Source organism: Paenibacillus xylanilyticus (assembly GCF_009664365.1).
Lineage (GTDB): Bacteria > Bacillota > Bacilli > Paenibacillales > Paenibacillaceae > Paenibacillus > Paenibacillus xylanilyticus_A.
Genome location: NZ_CP044310.1, coordinates 5,853,690 through 5,870,001 on the forward strand (window position 1 = coordinate 5,853,690; position 16,312 = coordinate 5,870,001).

Here is a 16,312-nt window from a genome sequence, read left to right on the forward strand (position 1 = left end):
ACCTTCTAAGCTCTCGTATCGAAATAATTACGATTGGGTGCATCAAGTTTCTGCTTGGACGGATTCTGATATATCATATGATCTTCAGGCTGATTGACAATAAGATTCATCGAATAATCAATAAAAGTAAGCGACTGCTCTATTAAATCCTTATTGATTGCATTCAGTTCTTTCAATCGAGATAACTGTTCATGTAAGCTTGTTTGAAGAACAATCAATTCGTTTCTTTCTGCTGGATCAAATACAAGACGAGTCATCTCCGTAATTGTCAAATTAAGTTGGGATCGAATCCCTTTTTCCCGAAGAAAACCATACACGCCATTTACCCGTCCCTCATCAGCAACATTCACCTTTTTTACGAGTTGGGCTTCTTTGGCTACGCAATGAGTAACAACACTGATATCATTGGACATAATTGCTTGCTTTTTTTCCTCACCTACAGCAATTAACTGCTCGTGCAGCTCAATCAATTGTTTCAGAGCATGAGTTACCTGTAAAAGGCTCATTAAACATCTCCTGACTGATTAGACGACTTAAAATAAGGCATCAATTTATCAGCGAGCTTAGCGCTATCGACCTGATATGTCCCTGCACTCACCTGGCTTTTTAATTCCTGAATGCGTTGCATACGTTCTGCATCTTGTGTGCGTCCTTGTTCCTGGAGCATTTTAATCGCCTCCGGAGATATAGATACCTCGTCCTTACGGCGGCTTTTCTTCAATTCTGCCTGATTTCCGGATTCAACATTCCGTTGGTATGAATTGATGGCCCCGATCCGTCCGGTTTCGTTAATTTTCATAACGACTATCCCACCTTCCATGAAAGATTAAATAAAAAACCGATAATCTTTAATAAGTTTATCGGTAGGGTCTAAAACATTTGTTATAGCTATAACCTTTTTTAAGGCTTGGTTACTAGGAATCCCGGAGTTTGTCGACGGCATTGTAGGCTCGTCCTCCTAGTTGGTCATTCCCCTTCTGTCCTACTTCACGAGCTGCGCCTGCCAGATCTTTAGTTAATCTTGTCCGGCAAGAGTCACACATATGGCCATCCCTTATTAACGTTCCACATACTTCGCAGGGATACATCATATTAGGAGCATTTTCAATGCTTATTCTGCCTTCTCTGATAAAACGAGTAATCTGTTTTATGGAAACTTCCGTCGCATCTGATAACTCTTGTATGGTTGCGCCCTTATTTTCCCTTAGATAATCAGCACAATCCTGATATTCTCGCTCTATTTCTTTGATACAATTCGAGCACACATCTCGAAAATTCAGTGCATACAATCTGCCGCAGCGAGGACAATTACCCAGATTCATCGCGCTTAACGCCCCTCTCAAACTTCAACTGTCTCTACTTTACTTTATATCGTCTTTTTAAGTCTACTTTTTAATATTGTACCATAAACCATGACTAAACCTGCATGAATGCGCAACATCAATCTTCTTCACTTTAATAAAACTACATACTCAAATCAACATTCAATAAGTCGAAATTTTTAAAACGATTAGGATCTTGCCATGGTTAGTGTATAGATCTCTATTGGAATATCAAATGAAACAGCCACATGTAAAATAACCCTTCCGCAGGCGTCCAAGGTACTTCCTGTTGTGTAAATATCATCAATCAATAGCAATCGAAGAGCACGAGCACAAGAGTGCTCTATAGCAGAATGAAATTCTGCTTTATCTTTATAGAAGTCTCTTAAAATATCCATTGCTCCGGGGCTTATTGAAAAAGCTTCCTTCATGGTCTCAAACCGTTCGGCACGTGTCTTGAAGCTCTGCTTCGTCGTGTTGATCCGGCGCTGCAGCAGATCAACTACGGGTAGACGGCAGGCTGCGGCGAGTCCGGAAGCGAGCCGCTCGGCCTGGTTGAAGCCGCGCTCGGCAAGGCGCTCGTTACTGACTGGGACGTAAGTCACCGCGTCAGGCCGCCATCGCGGCTTGGGGCTTGGGAGCAGCAACTTCGGTTGGCGTGTTGCTGCTTGAAGGTTAGCACGCACGGCTGTTGATGCGTGTGCGTTAGAATGTTGAACGCGCGCGTGAGTTGACGCGCGCGGGCTCGGTGGATGCAAGCTGGCATCCACCGGAGGTAGAGTAGAGGTGGCGGAATGAGCCACAGAAACTTGGGTTTCTTTTGCCGCAACCAAACTCATTTCTTCACTCATGGCTTGAAAGGCTTGAATGAGTAGTGTCGTTAACAGCGGTGCGTAGCGCACGTGGCCCCTGAATTTGTACATACCGATCCATTCTTTCATAAGAGCATTGTATTGGACGGCACTGCGATTGCAGATAAACGAACGATTGTTCATATGTGGGCGGATGCAGTCAGGACAACCGATGGCCCGGCCACAACGCAAACAGCGGATGGAGCGAATCCAGGGAATCTGCTGAGCGCATCGTGCACAAATCCCCGGGTAGGTTGGAGATAGTACGGCACGAGTGCCACAGGTCAGGCAGGTTGCCCCAGGCGGGGCAAGCAGGTTATGTATGCGATGGGTGAGTTGGTGAACAAAATCGGATATGTCGTTAAGCCGATTGAGCATGATGCTACCTCCTTGAATGGAGTGAATTTATTTCTTGGGCTGCGGGTGTAGGTAACCCTTGCGGTGTGCGATAGTGTTCATTTTCCGAATCTGTGCGACCGCTTTGACCTGGGAACGGGTGCGCTTAGAGGATGCAAAGACGACTCTGCCTGCCGGATCATCCATGGAACGCCCTGCTCTGCCTGCCATCTGTACCAGTGAAGCTTCATCGAAAAGCCCATTATCTGCATCCAAAATAAAGACATCGCTGCGCGGAATGGTCACTCCCCGCTCCAGAATGGTGGTCGTCACCAACAGACGGATGTCTCGTTCGCGGAATGCCATGACTTTACTTGCCCTTTCCGTATCTTGGGATGATGTGCCTTGGATATGGATTTGGGGAAATATGCGCCGCATCAGGTGAACAAAGGCCTCAATCTGGGCAATGCGCGTTACGAATACAAACACCTGGGCATCACGCTGCAAGGAGGTTTGGATGCTATTCTTTAGGGCAGCGGGAAGGCTCCGTTTTTTAATACATTCAGCAACAGTCGGTATCTTGATCAAATGCGGAACGGGCAGTGGATAGCGGTGAAAGCGTACAGGTACCCTCGCATGAGCGAGCTTCCGCTGTGATACTTCTTTTTGCAGCCGGGCTGGCGGGGTAGCCGAGAGATATATGAAATTCCCATCTGGTTTGCAGGAAGCGGCCGCGGCATGAGCAAGCATGGGATCATTGTGATAAGGAAAGGCGTCAAGCTCATCAATGATGACCAGATCGAATCCTTGGTAAAAACGCATCAGCTGATGCGTGGTCGCGAGGGTGAGCTGTGCATCTTTCCACCGTTCGGTACTGCCTCCGTACAGGGTGGCCAGCGCAACGTCAGGAAAGGCTTTGGCCAAACGTGGCGCCAGCTCCAACACCACGTCTCTACGCGGGGTTGCTACAAGCGCTCTCCCTCCGCGCTTTAGTGTATGCTGAAGCAGCGGGAAGATCATTTCGGTCTTGCCGGCACCGGTCACGGCCCACAGCAAGAACCGCCCCGGCCCATCCTCTGCGGAGGTAGGCCGGGCCAAATACGCCAGCGCCGCAGAAGCTGCCGCGCTCTGCGCTGCGCTAAGCCCCCACCGGGCGAGCCCGCCGCCGGTGGCAAGAGCGGCCGTGCCCCGCACGGCCGAAGGCGCTGTGCTGCGCAGCAGCAGCGCACAGGCACGGCTGCGCCCCAATGCGAGGCAGGCCTCGCAGTAGGCGCACGCCGCCAGGCCGCAGGCAGCGCAGGGCACGCGCTGCCTGGCAACGCTGCCGCACCTGCGGCAGCGGGGCGTGCCTTGCGCGCTGAGCCTCGCGAGCCGGCGGCTCGTGGGCAGTTCCAGGGCGGCTGTGATGCTCAGCCTCCCGTGCAAGCGCGCGAGCTGCGCAGCCGCGCGCCAGGAGGCCAGCTGCGGGACGGTGTCCGCCAGCAGCGCCTCCGCCTCGGCCGCCAGCAATTGGCGGCCGCGAAGCCGCTCAGCCAGCAGAGCTGCGCCCTGCTCCAGCTGAGCCCACCCTTCGGCGGGATAAGCAGCTGGCATCCCGCCCACCCCAGCTCCCCTGGAGGCAGCAGCCATCCCACTTGTCCCAGCCCTACGTTCACCGGCAGCTATCCCCGCTTTCCCCGCCAAGCCTGCAACTTCCTTTCTGGCTGCCCGTTCTCCCGAAAGCTTGTCATACGCCTCCACTTTACGGCGCATATATGCCAGCCAATACCCTTCATTCCACTGATCCATTCCGCGCTCCGGTTCAAAATGTTCAATCAGCCATGATGCCCGACTTAGCGGAAACGCTTCATCCAACAACAACCAGCTCAGCACCTGCTGACCACTCGCTCCCTCCAACCACCATGTGACATCCACCCGCAGATCCAAGGACAGTAGCATGTTCCACCTATCCTTGACTCTACACACATAGAGCGCAACTCTCATCCAAACCTTCCCCCAAACTTAATAATTTCTAGAAACGCAAAAAAAGCACACGCTTTAACCGGCTATCTGCCGGAGCATGTGCTTCATGTCCTGATTTCATCCAATGTCTTATCTTATTGTCTTTTTACTATATCAATTGCTCCAGTGCAGGACAAGCTTTAGGAAATTAAAATTCAGGTTTTAGGCCCATTTTACCAATTTAACGAATACCTCAAATCAATCTCATAAAGTGCGAAACTTTTCCCAATCGGTACCGTCTATACTTTTAAGTTAAGATGTACGGTTTCAAATCGCTTCTTACTTCAAACTCAGCAGCTCCACATTCAAACAATAACCATAGATTGCATAAAAACCCATTTTTAATTTAACAGCAGACTTGGCTACAATGAACAAAAAAAGATTACAGCTATGCTGTAATCTTCATGTGGATCTATGGAAAACAATTCGATTCAGGCTTTAACTAAAATTAATGCTCAGGCTCACGCAGATCAATAAGTCGAAACGTACGATCTCCATTTGGTTTCGGACGTTCCATATCGGGTGGTACAGCTGCCAGGTATGAAGGCTCCAACCCCTGCTTGCGCATCAGCTTTTCAATAATCCGAACCGTTTCCGATTCCATACGATCAGCAACAACTGTCAATGTGAAGCTCTTTCCACGGTAAAACAGCTCCCGGCAAAGTGCTCTTACAACGCCTTCGATCCGCTGTTCCTGATTGGAAGGAATGAGCAGAATTTGCTCGAAACCTTCGGGTTCCGGACGAGAAAGATGACGCTGGTGCATGGCATGAACGGCCACTGCCGCCAGGAAGTATATGAGCAGAATCATAGTCAAATGAGCAACCATGGCAACTGCACCTCCTCGGAAGGTCATGCTCACCCATGGCGAACATCCCTGTATACGACAGTATATGCCGTACTCCCGAAAGGGTTACACCTGCACATTGCAGGCGCCATATTTCTTTTGGCTGACATTCACCAAGGAAACGACAGGCCAGGTCATTCATCCACATTCATACCAAGCTTGAACAATCATTCCGCACGATTCCACACTCTGTTCCTATGCAGTGATAAAGTCCATTAACCCGCAGACCAATCCGGGCAATCGGGAAGGGTGCGAGTGAACAGATATCTATGATACCAGTCTTATTTTATTAACAGGACATCTTTCTTGTATTAGAGCGTAACCCAGCCATACTTGATGGAGTTAATAACGGCTTGTGTACGGTCGTCTACTTCCATCTTCTGCAGAATGCTGCTGACATGGTTTTTCACCGTTTTTTCACTGATGAACAGGAATTCACCAATCATTTTGTTACTCTTACCTTCAGCCATCAGACGAAGCACTTCTGCTTCACGACGAGTAAGCGGATTGTTATCGCCAGCAACAAATTTAACCCCAGCTTCTTTTGAAGCACCCTCACTCATTGCACCTGTTTCATTAAGATACGTCATACGACGCAGCTGCATGATCAGTTTGCCAGTTACTTTAGGGTGAATGAACGCATGCCCCTCATGAACGGAACGAATCGCATTGATTAGGGATTCAGCTTCCATATCCTTCAGCAAGTATCCGTTGGCACCTTTACGCAAAGTCTCAAATACATAACTCTCATCATCATGAATGGATAGAATAATAACTTTAACGTCCGGGAACAGCTCACGCAGTTTCTCTGTCGCCTCAACCCCGTTCTCCACAGGCATGTTGATATCCATCAGAACGATATCCGGCTTCTCCTGGTTGCAGAATTCAAGCACTTGAATCCCATCGCCACATTCGCCGATGACCTCAATATCGTCCTCCATGTTCAAAATGCGTTTTAGCCCTTCACGGAACAGCTGATGATCGTCAGCCAAAAGAACTTTAATTGATGTATTACCAGTATCACGGTTTTCCATCCTGCTACTCCTTTCCCTTATCCACGTTTGTCGGGATATGAATCACGATTTTGGTTCCTTGATTTTCTGCGGATTCGATCTCTATTCTGCCTTCCAGCAGTTCAACCCGTTCTCTCATCCCAATCAGACCGAAATGGTTGTGATCCTTGCTTTTCTTCGCAAGAAGCTCCGGTTTGAAGCCAAGCCCATTGTCCTGAACGACAATTTTAACGAGCTGAGCCTGGTATGTAATTTCCACTACAACATGAGTGGGATAAGCATGCTTTGCAGCATTGGACAGACCCTCCTGCACGAGACGGTAGATTGCGGCCTCCATTGCAGAAGACAAGCGGTGTTCCTTGCCTCTTGTTTCAAAAATCGAGCGAATTTTTGTTTTTACTTCAAAATCCTGCACGTATTTCCGAAGCGTTGGAATCAATCCCAGGTCATCCAGTGCCATAGGACGCAAATTGAATATTACTTTTCTCATTTCTTCAAGACTGGAACGAACCTGGCCTTTCAAATCTACTATTTCGGCCTGGACCATCTTAAAATCCTGCTTAATGAGCATTCTTTCTACAATTTCCGTCCTAAGTACTAGATTGGCGAGCATCTGTGCAGGCCCGTCATGAATCTCACGTGCAATACGCTTCCGCTCTTCTTCCTGGGCCAAAATTATTTTCAAACCAATCATTTGTCGATTCTTGGCGGATTCGATAATCCGGGTCACTTGACCCAGCTCACCCGACAAGTACTCCAGTACGACCCCCATCTGCGAACCAATCGTTTCGGCACGCTCCACAGAAGCCTCCACATTTTTGGCACGCTTCTGCAGATCATCCCGACGGGCCTTCAGATACATTTCCTTCTCACGATAAATCATCAGGTCCAGCTGCAACTGCGTCGCTTTCTCATACGCCTGCTTGATATCATGCTCGGAATAACGGACGAAGTCACGGCTAACCTCAGTCAGACGGATCCGGGAGCGGCGGTAGTTGAGCTCCAATTGATCTACTTTCTCGATCGTTTCCGCCGTCTCCTTCAGAACCGACTTCAACTCCTCATTTAGAGTTTTTAGCTCCTCACGGGTTGAGTCCATGATTTCGAACATTTGATATTTGCTGTTTTCCATGACTTGTATGGCGTTTTTAATGACGCGGTCTATGGCATCGGCTTGTAAATCCACGTTAGTTCGACTCCATTTCTATCGTTTCCGGTATATATCATACCATATCACGATGAGATGGTAACGGTCTTCGTTTTCTGTTCCCATTTTACAGTCAATCCAAGCTGCTCGGAAACGAGTCGAAGAGGGACTAAAGTCCTGCCTCCAGATACATATGGGGCTACTGTTGCGCTCTGTCTTTTTCCATTCAAGATGAATTCTTTCTGTCCCACGACCAGATCAATCAGTTTCCCGCCGCGAATAACGGTGATCCGCTGATTTTTGCTATCCCAGCTTGCCTGTCCGCCAAAGGCATCCAGTACATGCTTGATTGGGACATATGTTGTACCATTTTTCAGCACGGGTGCTGCATCAATTGCCTTTTTCGTTCCGTTCACGGTCATCGACTTCTGTCCAAGTACCAGGGAAGCTGTTCCTGTAGGCAGTCCCACTTCACTGGATTTCGATGGCATAGTGAAGGCAATGTTATCAAATGCAACGTTACCTGTCATGGCGCGCTCATCCTGGCCCTCTTCTACATTGACTACATAGACCCGTTTCAGCTTGGCTGGATATGCAATGTTCAGACCGCTCAGGTCCACGTTCACTTTTTTCCACCCGCTCCAGTCAATGGCCTTCGCAAGATCGGCATACACTGTTTTCCCATTGGCATCCGTAAACTCTGCACGGAGCCAGTTTAGGCTCTTGTCACCCATTACATCCATCGACATGGTCGTTGCAGCTGAAGATACTTCTCTGCCTGTTGTCCCGTTCAATTGGGCATAAGCATACATTTTCCCTGTACCTGCAGTCATGTCGTAGCTCAGCTGAAGCACTTTGGAGCCAGCCTTTTCACCTGTACCCGCCGTTATGGCTGCTGAACCAGTTACGCCAGCGGCGTTCGTTGTAAAGTTGATTGGATAACTTACATTCTCGAAGTTCTCCCAGGTGGTTTCGCTGTCAGCAGCCGTAAGAACAACGACCGTACTGTAGCCGTCATAACGACCGATTGCATATCCAACCTGTGCTCCTGAATTTACAGAAGATACCGTTAATTGATCGCCAGCCACTTTACCTTTGAAACCGATAAATTCCCATGTCAGCGAATCAGCCGGAACGGTTACACTTTGTCCGTCTTTCGTCTTCGCAGTCACAGGGATGGACATGGTCGTTCCCGCTTTCAGCGAGCCAAGACCAGAACCTGCTGTCAGAGAGGACAACTCGCTTCCACCGAGCACCGTTACTTTAATGGTAGAAGATGCACCGCTGCTTGTTGCTGTCAGCGTAGCCGTTCCTGGTTTAACACCCTTGATCACGCCATTACTTACGCTGACGATGCCGTTGTTGCTTGATTTCCAGGTCAGCTTGATGTCTCCGGTCGCAATCGGGTTGTAATACGTGTCATAGCCTTTGGCTGAATACTTGCCTTCTTGTCCTACCAGCAGCGTTTGGCTGCCACTTACAGCGAACCCTTTCAGCTTGCCTTCCGGAGCCGTAGAGAATACGCCGAGCGTGTTTACGACCTGACGCTGCTCTGTACCATATTCCGTGTTGAAGGTCAGACTTGCATTTTCTTCCCCAAGCGGACGTGTCACCATGGTGGTGGAGCCGCCGCCGTCCAGGTTCATGCCTTTCCATACGCCGATACTGGTCATGAAGGATTGTAATTCAGTCAGCGACATGCCGCTGCTGTTACTGTTTTTCTCAGCCGCAATAATATAGACATATCGACCATCCTGCGAATAACCTACCGCTGTTCTCGCACGAATACCTCCAATACCGGAAGAGGCGATATCACGGGAAAACGTAGCTGCTTTGCCTCCATTGACTAGGATCGTATGACCGCCAATCATCATGTCGAGGTTACTTGGGTCAACGGATTGCCCCGTTGTTTTGGCTACGAGCTTGTAATCCGCGTTAAGCGTCTGTCCCACAGAGAGATGAGTCATGATCCAGGTAGCTGCCGTTCCATGTGCACGCAAAATGTACCCGTCTTCCGGCACCGTCATGTCCAATGCTTTTTTATCGGAAATTTGCGTAATAACGCCGTTCTGCACAAGCACCTCTGTTGGTGTGGTAGAAGGATCGTTCGGACGTTTGGTTGATGTCCAGGCTGGTGTATAAATATACATCGAGTTGGCGTGACTGTATTTGACTGAGCCTGATTCTACCGTATAGTCTTCCTTGTTAATTCCACGCAGAGCAAAGGTTGAACCGTCATCAGCCTTCACCGTACCGTCAAAAGAGTATTCGTCGATCATCGGTTTGCCATCTTTGGTCACGGTGAGGGCATACATTCCCGTCAGTTCCGAAGGTGTGGAGATTAGAACCCCATCAGAGACCTGTCCACCAATTGGAGCAAGCTCCCCGGAAACGTTAAAATAATCACCGTTCACAGCAGCAACCGCATCATTTTCCTTGGCCATACCGCCTGTGCTTTGTTTACTGTTCAAGTTGCCGCCCTTACCTGTCATCACATCGAGTTTCACATAAGGGTTTTGCAGATCTACCTGAATTACGTCTGCCAGCACATTCACTTTCGAGCCGGATCTTGTGGTTGTATATTTGTATTTCATGAGCTTCGCGCCGGAAGTCAGAATTTCCTCACTTAACTTGCTTGTGCTTGTAGATGCTGCAGCGGCTACCGACTCCCACGTCGTTCCCGACCAAACCTGCTGCCCTGCTCCTAAGACCGGTGCAATCCAGATCACACCTGCCAGTGTCACAATTGCCCATTTCTTCGCCTTGCTGCCCTTCACGTCTTCCAGCGGTTTCCCGTGTTTCCCCAGCATGTTTGAAACGTCTCTCCCATCTTGTATATCAATCTTAGACATCACGTGTCCTGCCGCCAGATGGCAGAGAACAGCTAGATCCCTAGTATACTCTACTATTAATAGACTGCTTTTCGTGGAAAAAGTTACGCCCGCAGCCAACTTTGAGGGTATTCCTAATCACAGCGTGACTCCAAGAGAACAAAAAACACCCCGGAACTATGCAGAATATATGCAAGTTCCGAGGTGATAAGACAATCTATTAATCCTTAAAACTCTGAGGGACCTAAGCAACGTTATAGATACCCTATCTTATTAAGCACCCGCTTGAGCATTACAGCTGCTTGGGCTCTGGTTGCACTCCCAGCTGGCTGGAAGGTGCTGGTTGTTATCCCTTGGATAATCCCCTCCTGCACTGCTTGGGCAACAATTTCTTTGGATTGGATTTTTTTATTGTCCTTAAATTTACTCAAAGTAGCTGCCGCTGAATTAAGCAACGTCGGGGATTGTTTTGCATAATCCATTACACGTACCATCATAACAGCCATCTGTTCACGAGTTATAAGATTGCTTGGCTTAAACGTGCCATCTTTGTAACCTGTTATTATACCAGCCTTTGTTGCTGCGCCAATATAAGCACTGGTAGTTGTTCCATAAGAGACATCCTTGAAGCGTTGTGCTGTCTCCTGGCTTCCTGTAAGTCCAAGTCCTTTAGCTACCATGACCGCAAATTCCGCACGAGTTATTTTAAGATCTGGTTGATACGGCATCCCATCTTGTCCATCAATAATCCACTTGGAGGCCATCTCCTCCAGTGTCGGCCTTGCCCAGTGAGAAGCTATATCTGAGAAGCGAACCATATGTTGTGTAACTACAAGTGTCTGGTTCCCTGCAAGCTTTCCTCTAAGAACAAGTGCATTAGCTACTTGGACAGGCGTGTGTGGTACACTTGATAGTCTGGCAATTGATTTATCAAATTGTACTAAACCTATTGATGTAGCTGGGGGTGTTCCTGGTAGACGAACCCAGAATTCACTGGATAGTTCCAGCTCTGCTGAAGCCTTATAGGGACTTGAAGCCGATAAATAAATATCTGTCAATTCAGAAAACTTCGATGCATTCGCACCAAGAAGCAAACCATCCATAGTTCCAGCAGATGTAGATGGTACTGGTTCAAATTGAACCGCCAGTTTCGTTTCTGCGATTGAAGCACCTGCACTGCTTGCAATCTGAGCGAAGTTTAGTTTGGATAGCGAAATTGTCCATAATTGATCAGCAAGCTGAACACCAATTGCAGCACCTCGGTCCTCTGCATATACTTCTTGAAGCGTATTTAAAGGGAAGTCAACATATGCAGCAGTATCTGTAGTCGGTACTTCAAATATCAGCATGTGTAATGAACCGCCCAGACTTCTTGTATATTTAAATCCTTCTTTTATCTTGTCTGCATCAACATTGTACTGCCGCACAGAACGGCTGTACCTAGACTGTGTTTGGACAGTCGAAGCAGCATTTTGATTCATTACATACATGGATTGTCCGAATAAGGATGCTTCTCTTAAACTGAGCCATGCAGGCAAGTTCGTAGATCCAGTATCCGTTACTGTGCTATTTGTACTGTTAGTTACGTTTATAGGCCCAAAAGCAGCTATAACCTGATTTTGACTATCCCTTAGCGGTACATATTCTGGTGAATACGACAGAGTTACCGTTTGTCCTGTTGGAACAGCACTCATTAACTTCAAAACAACTGTCGAACCAGAAGAAGAAGCCGAAAGTACATTAACTGTATTCCCATTCGCTTTTACAACAAACTGGGAGGTTGTAAGGCCTGTTTGGTTCAATACATTATTGTTAAACGTTAGAGTAATCGTATCTCCTTGAACTATTGCCGTTTTAATGCTTCCGTTACCGGATGTCTGGGTAAGAGGGACGAGGTTTAAATACCCAGCAGGATTGCCATTCAAATCAGTCAAACGAAGAGATCCTGGAACGTATGAAAGCGTTGCGTTTTGATTGGCTGTAATAGGTGAAGCAAGCGTCAACGTCACTGTATCATCTAAAATTTCTACCCCTGTGACATAAAGTGGTGCGTTGTTTACCAAAATGGAAAACTGACTCTTCAGTGGGATATTCGTTCTGCTTAAAGCTTCGTTGTACTTAATTGTTAATTTAGACCCGTTTACTTCGGCCTTTTGAAATTCAGGCGGTATTGTATCTAGACTATTCCGTATATAAAAATCACTAAAGCCTGCGAGAGTTTGACTCCTCAAATCCTTAATTGGATCAGATCCAGGTTCATAGGATACCTTTACAATTTCACTATTGGTTATATTACGATCGAGATAAAGAACAACCGCAGATCCACTACTAACTGAAATTGAACTTATACCAACATTCGAACCATTAGCCGTTACTGTAAATTGATTTTTAGCATTTGAACTTGTAACATATACGCTCTCAGGGAAATATAGAGTCAGATTGCTACCATATACGTAACCTTCCCTTGGTTTAGACATCACCGAATCAAGTCCGTTTACTACTTCACGTCCAGAAAATGCGGTTGCAGCATTTAATGAGGTATCTTGTACCGGACGCACTCCTGGAGTATATGACATACGTACAATCTGTCCAACAGCTACCCCCGTGTCCAATACAACGTAAACGCTGCTTCCCGAAACATAAGCGGAGCTTACGTTCCTATTTTCACCATTAACGGTTACGGAGTAACTTGATGTTGATGGGTTTACAGCATTGTTCAGCGACTTGTCATATGTCAATTGAATCATCGTGTTTGTATACATTTTTGCCGTTTGCAAAATAGGGGCTGTTGTATCTCTCGTATAAGTTTTAAAGCTCCACGATGTTGTCCCTGTTAATCCAGCAAAGATATTTCCTGCCTTATCCCGAAATCCACCGCTGGCTACATCTACATAATAAATTGAGCTGTTCTCCAAGTTGCTTTGAGGTACAATACGGACTACTCTGGGGTTTGTTGAGTCAATTGTAGTCGTTACTGCAACAGGCGTCCCTGTAGATTTACGCAGAGTTACTGTTCCTTTATAAGCTGGATCCAGTTCTTTATTAAAGGTTATAGTTAGTCCACTATTTATCGGAGCACTTGAAGCACCATCAGCAGGATATAATGAAGATACTACAAGTGGGGTATTATCCGTAGAAACATTGAAATTCCAGTTTCCTTTAACGATGGCAGGTGTCTCGTTCTGCTGAGCGTCACGGAAAGACCCTGCAGACACAGTCACATAATAACTTGTATTATTTATAAGGTCATTTGCGGGATTTACGATAATATTTGCGGTGCCACCACCTGTAACTTGAGTTGAAGTAACAGGAATTGCTTCAACAAGTCCATCGTTGCTAACATTAAAAATACTAATTGTGCCACTAGCTGGATATACATCTTTGCTAAATGACAATTTGAAATTTGCTGCAGGCAATACTCGTGTTGCACCATTCTCAGGAGATAACTGTGTAACTGTTGGAGCACCTACCCCATTCGTCCAGAATGTCCAACGGCTTGCATCTGAAATTCCAACAAACGGGGTATCATCTGCATATGTAAATGCACCTTGATCTATAAGCACATAATATCCACCACCGGCCAGATTTAGGTTATTAATGCTCACATTTGTCCCGTATGTTGCAGAAGGATCCGCACTTGTGTCGATAACAACCCTTCCGTCAGCCATTGAGATCGGAGGTAAAGCTTCTGTATTGTCGGAGATTCTTTTAATGGTAATATTCCCTGTCCCTTTTTTAACAAGCTGATTAAATTCAATGGTTAGGGAATGGGTTCCATCAACACCTATGGCTCCCGGAGATGGAATGCTACTAACTATACCCAAGTCAGACAAGCTTGATGCTGCTTGAATTTTAAGAAGCGTGGTCGATGGCCAAACGGTACTCATTAAAACAAAAACCAAACCTAACAACATAACCTTTTGTAAATTCTTTTGTATCTTTTTCAAAATATATCTCCTTTCATCTTTTATTCACCCATCGTCTATAAGGCAGACCTCTTTATGTATGTCGGCTATTATGCAACATTTGTTTAGAAGCAACTGAGGCTCTCTACAGAAAATATATCTTTTAACGCTTCTACTAAAATCATATGTCCCTATAAAATGCAAACCAAAAAACCGATTCCTGAGGAATCGGTTTTAATGGTATCAGTTAACTAACACTACCAATTACAAACCCGCTTGAGCTTTCAAAGCATCAGCTTTGTCCACTTGCTCCCAAGGTACATCCAAGTCTGTACGGCCGAAGTGACCGTAAGCAGCCGTTTGTTTGTAAATTGGGCGACGCAGATCCAGCATACGGATGATGCCAGCCGGACGCAGATCGAAGTTGTTACGTACCAACTCAACCAGCTTCTCTTCGCTGACTCTGCCAGTTCCGTATGTATCCACGTTGATCGATACCGGGTTGGCTACACCAATCGCATAAGCGAGCTGGATTTCCACTTTGTCAGCAAGACCTGCAGCAACGAGGTTTTTCGCTACGTAGCGAGCCGCATAAGCAGCTGAACGGTCTACTTTTGTCGGATCTTTACCGGAGAACGCACCACCGCCGTGACGTGCATAACCGCCGTAAGTATCTACGATGATTTTACGTCCAGTCAGGCCTGCATCACCTTGAGGTCCGCCAATAACGAAACGTCCTGTTGGGTTGATGAAATATTTAGTCTGCTCATCCAGCAATTCAGCTGGAACAACAGGCAAGATAACTTGTTCTTTAATGTCTTTTTGAATCTGCTCAAGGGTAATCTCTTCAGCGTGCTGAGTGGATACCACAATTGTATCGACACGAACGACTTTGTCGCCGTCGTATTCGATCGTTACTTGAGTTTTACCATCCGGACGGAGGTAATCCAATGTACCGTTTTTACGTACCTCAGCGAGGCGACGTGCGATACGGTGGGACAATGCGATTGGCAATGGCATGAGTTCTGGTGTTTCATTCGTTGCAAACCCGAACATCAGACCTTGGTCACCCGCACCGATGTTTTCTGTTTCGCGAGCGACTTGAGCCGGATCACGGTTCTCCAGTGCTGCGTTAACTCCTTGCGCAATATCCGCTGACTGCTCATTCAGAGAAGTCAGAACGGCACAAGTGTTGTAGTCAAAACCATATTTGGCACGTGTGTACCCGATTTCCTTAACCGTGTTACGTACAATGGCCGGAATGTCTACGTATTCAGAAGCTGAACTGATTTCACCGATGACAAGCACTAAGCCTGTAGCCACGGAAACTTCGCACGCTACGCGAGCGTTTGGATCATTCGCCAGAAACGCGTCCAATACGGCGTCCGAGATCTGGTCGCAAATCTTATCCGGATGTCCTTCGGTTACAGACTCCGATGTGAATAGATGTCGGCCTTTAACAGACATGAAGTTTCAACCTCCCATAACTAGTAGTATGGCGATTGCCCGAACAAAACATTTACGGTGATTCGTTCACTGTACCCTCGAAAGCTTTCCGGGCGGAATAAGGACGCAGGGTCCGCAGTTACGAAGATAAGGATTTTTCAGGTAATTGCCTTAACAAAAAATCAACCTTTTCCTCCTGGAAAAGGTTGCATACCTCAACTGCCATCTTATCGCATTTGTCAAGCCGTGTCAAACCATGTGGGATAAGGGAAAACCTTATAATAACTGCTTTTCTGCCTGACGAATCAGCCTTTTCGTAATCTCGCCACCAACCGATCCGTTCTCACGGGAAGTCAGATGGCCCCAGCCTTTGTATTGACCATAGGAGTGATCACTCACGGCGCCAAGCTCAGAACCAAACTCGGTATCTGCGCCAGCAAGAGCATTTTGAGCATACCCTACATTCAGACCAAATTCGGCAGCAATCTCATATTTCATCTGATCCAGCATCTGACGACTTTCCGGTACCACTCTGCGGTTACTTCTAGCCATGATTCCTGCACCTCCGTTAATTGGTTTTGTACAATTATAGAGTGAGCAGGAACCCTGATGG

Annotated in this window: 12 protein-coding genes; all 12 read right to left on the reverse strand. The window is 47.0% G+C overall.

Annotated features, from left to right (window positions below; translation table 11 throughout):
* Nucleotides 1–5: 5 nt before the first annotated feature.
* The 12 genes from F4V51_RS26200 to F4V51_RS26255 all read right to left on the reverse strand — a co-directional run bounded on the left by F4V51_RS26200 (nucleotide 6) and on the right by F4V51_RS26255 (nucleotide 16,251).
* Nucleotides 6–506, reverse strand: coding sequence for a flagellar protein FlgN (locus tag F4V51_RS26200; protein WP_153980142.1), 501 nt, complete (start codon nucleotides 504–506; stop codon nucleotides 6–8).
* Nucleotides 506–799 (reverse strand): flagellar biosynthesis anti-sigma factor FlgM, encoded by a 294-nt coding sequence (gene flgM / locus F4V51_RS26205; protein WP_110758636.1) that lies wholly within the window; start codon nucleotides 797–799, stop codon nucleotides 506–508. Before flgM ends, F4V51_RS26200 begins: the two co-directional genes overlap by 1 nt.
* A 115-nt stretch (nucleotides 800–914) precedes the next feature.
* Nucleotides 915–1,322 (reverse strand): TIGR03826 family flagellar region protein, encoded by a 408-nt coding sequence (locus F4V51_RS26210; protein ID WP_110758635.1) that lies wholly within the window; start codon nucleotides 1,320–1,322, stop codon nucleotides 915–917.
* 188 nt (nucleotides 1,323–1,510) lie between these two features.
* Nucleotides 1,511–2,551: a ComFC family protein gene (locus F4V51_RS26215; protein ID WP_153980143.1), complete on the reverse strand. Its 1,041-nt coding sequence runs from the start codon at nucleotides 2,549–2,551 to the stop codon at nucleotides 1,511–1,513.
* A gap of 27 nt (nucleotides 2,552–2,578) precedes the next feature.
* The gene (locus F4V51_RS26220; protein ID WP_323131791.1) at nucleotides 2,579–4,447 is read right to left on the reverse strand and encodes a helicase-related protein; all 1,869 of its coding nucleotides are present in this window, start codon (nucleotides 4,445–4,447) and stop codon (nucleotides 2,579–2,581) included.
* A 511-nt stretch (nucleotides 4,448–4,958) separates the two neighbouring features.
* Nucleotides 4,959–5,339, reverse strand: coding sequence for a hypothetical protein (locus F4V51_RS26225; RefSeq protein ID WP_153980145.1), 381 nt, complete (start codon nucleotides 5,337–5,339; stop codon nucleotides 4,959–4,961).
* A gap of 329 nt (nucleotides 5,340–5,668) precedes the next feature.
* Complete coding sequence (locus tag F4V51_RS26230) at nucleotides 5,669–6,391, reverse strand: response regulator transcription factor (RefSeq protein ID WP_095291355.1); 723 nt, start codon at nucleotides 6,389–6,391, stop codon at nucleotides 5,669–5,671.
* A 4-nt stretch (nucleotides 6,392–6,395) separates the two neighbouring features.
* Nucleotides 6,396–7,556, reverse strand: a complete 1,161-nt coding sequence (locus F4V51_RS26235) for a sensor histidine kinase (protein WP_095359942.1) — start codon at nucleotides 7,554–7,556, stop codon at nucleotides 6,396–6,398.
* Nucleotides 7,557–7,603: 47 nt separating this feature from the next.
* Nucleotides 7,604–10,327 (reverse strand): stalk domain-containing protein, encoded by a 2,724-nt coding sequence (locus tag F4V51_RS26240; protein WP_153980870.1) that lies wholly within the window; start codon nucleotides 10,325–10,327, stop codon nucleotides 7,604–7,606.
* A gap of 275 nt (nucleotides 10,328–10,602) precedes the next feature.
* The gene (locus F4V51_RS26245; protein WP_153980146.1) at nucleotides 10,603–14,295 is read right to left on the reverse strand and encodes a SwmB domain-containing protein; all 3,693 of its coding nucleotides are present in this window, start codon (nucleotides 14,293–14,295) and stop codon (nucleotides 10,603–10,605) included.
* A gap of 222 nt (nucleotides 14,296–14,517) precedes the next feature.
* On the reverse strand, nucleotides 14,518–15,720 hold the full coding sequence (gene metK / locus F4V51_RS26250; protein WP_153980147.1) for a methionine adenosyltransferase: 1,203 nt from the start codon (nucleotides 15,718–15,720) through the stop codon (nucleotides 14,518–14,520).
* 255 nt (nucleotides 15,721–15,975) lie between these two features.
* Nucleotides 15,976–16,251, reverse strand: a complete 276-nt coding sequence (locus F4V51_RS26255; RefSeq protein ID WP_153980148.1) for an alpha/beta-type small acid-soluble spore protein — start codon at nucleotides 16,249–16,251, stop codon at nucleotides 15,976–15,978.
* Nucleotides 16,252–16,312: the final 61 nt, after the last annotated feature.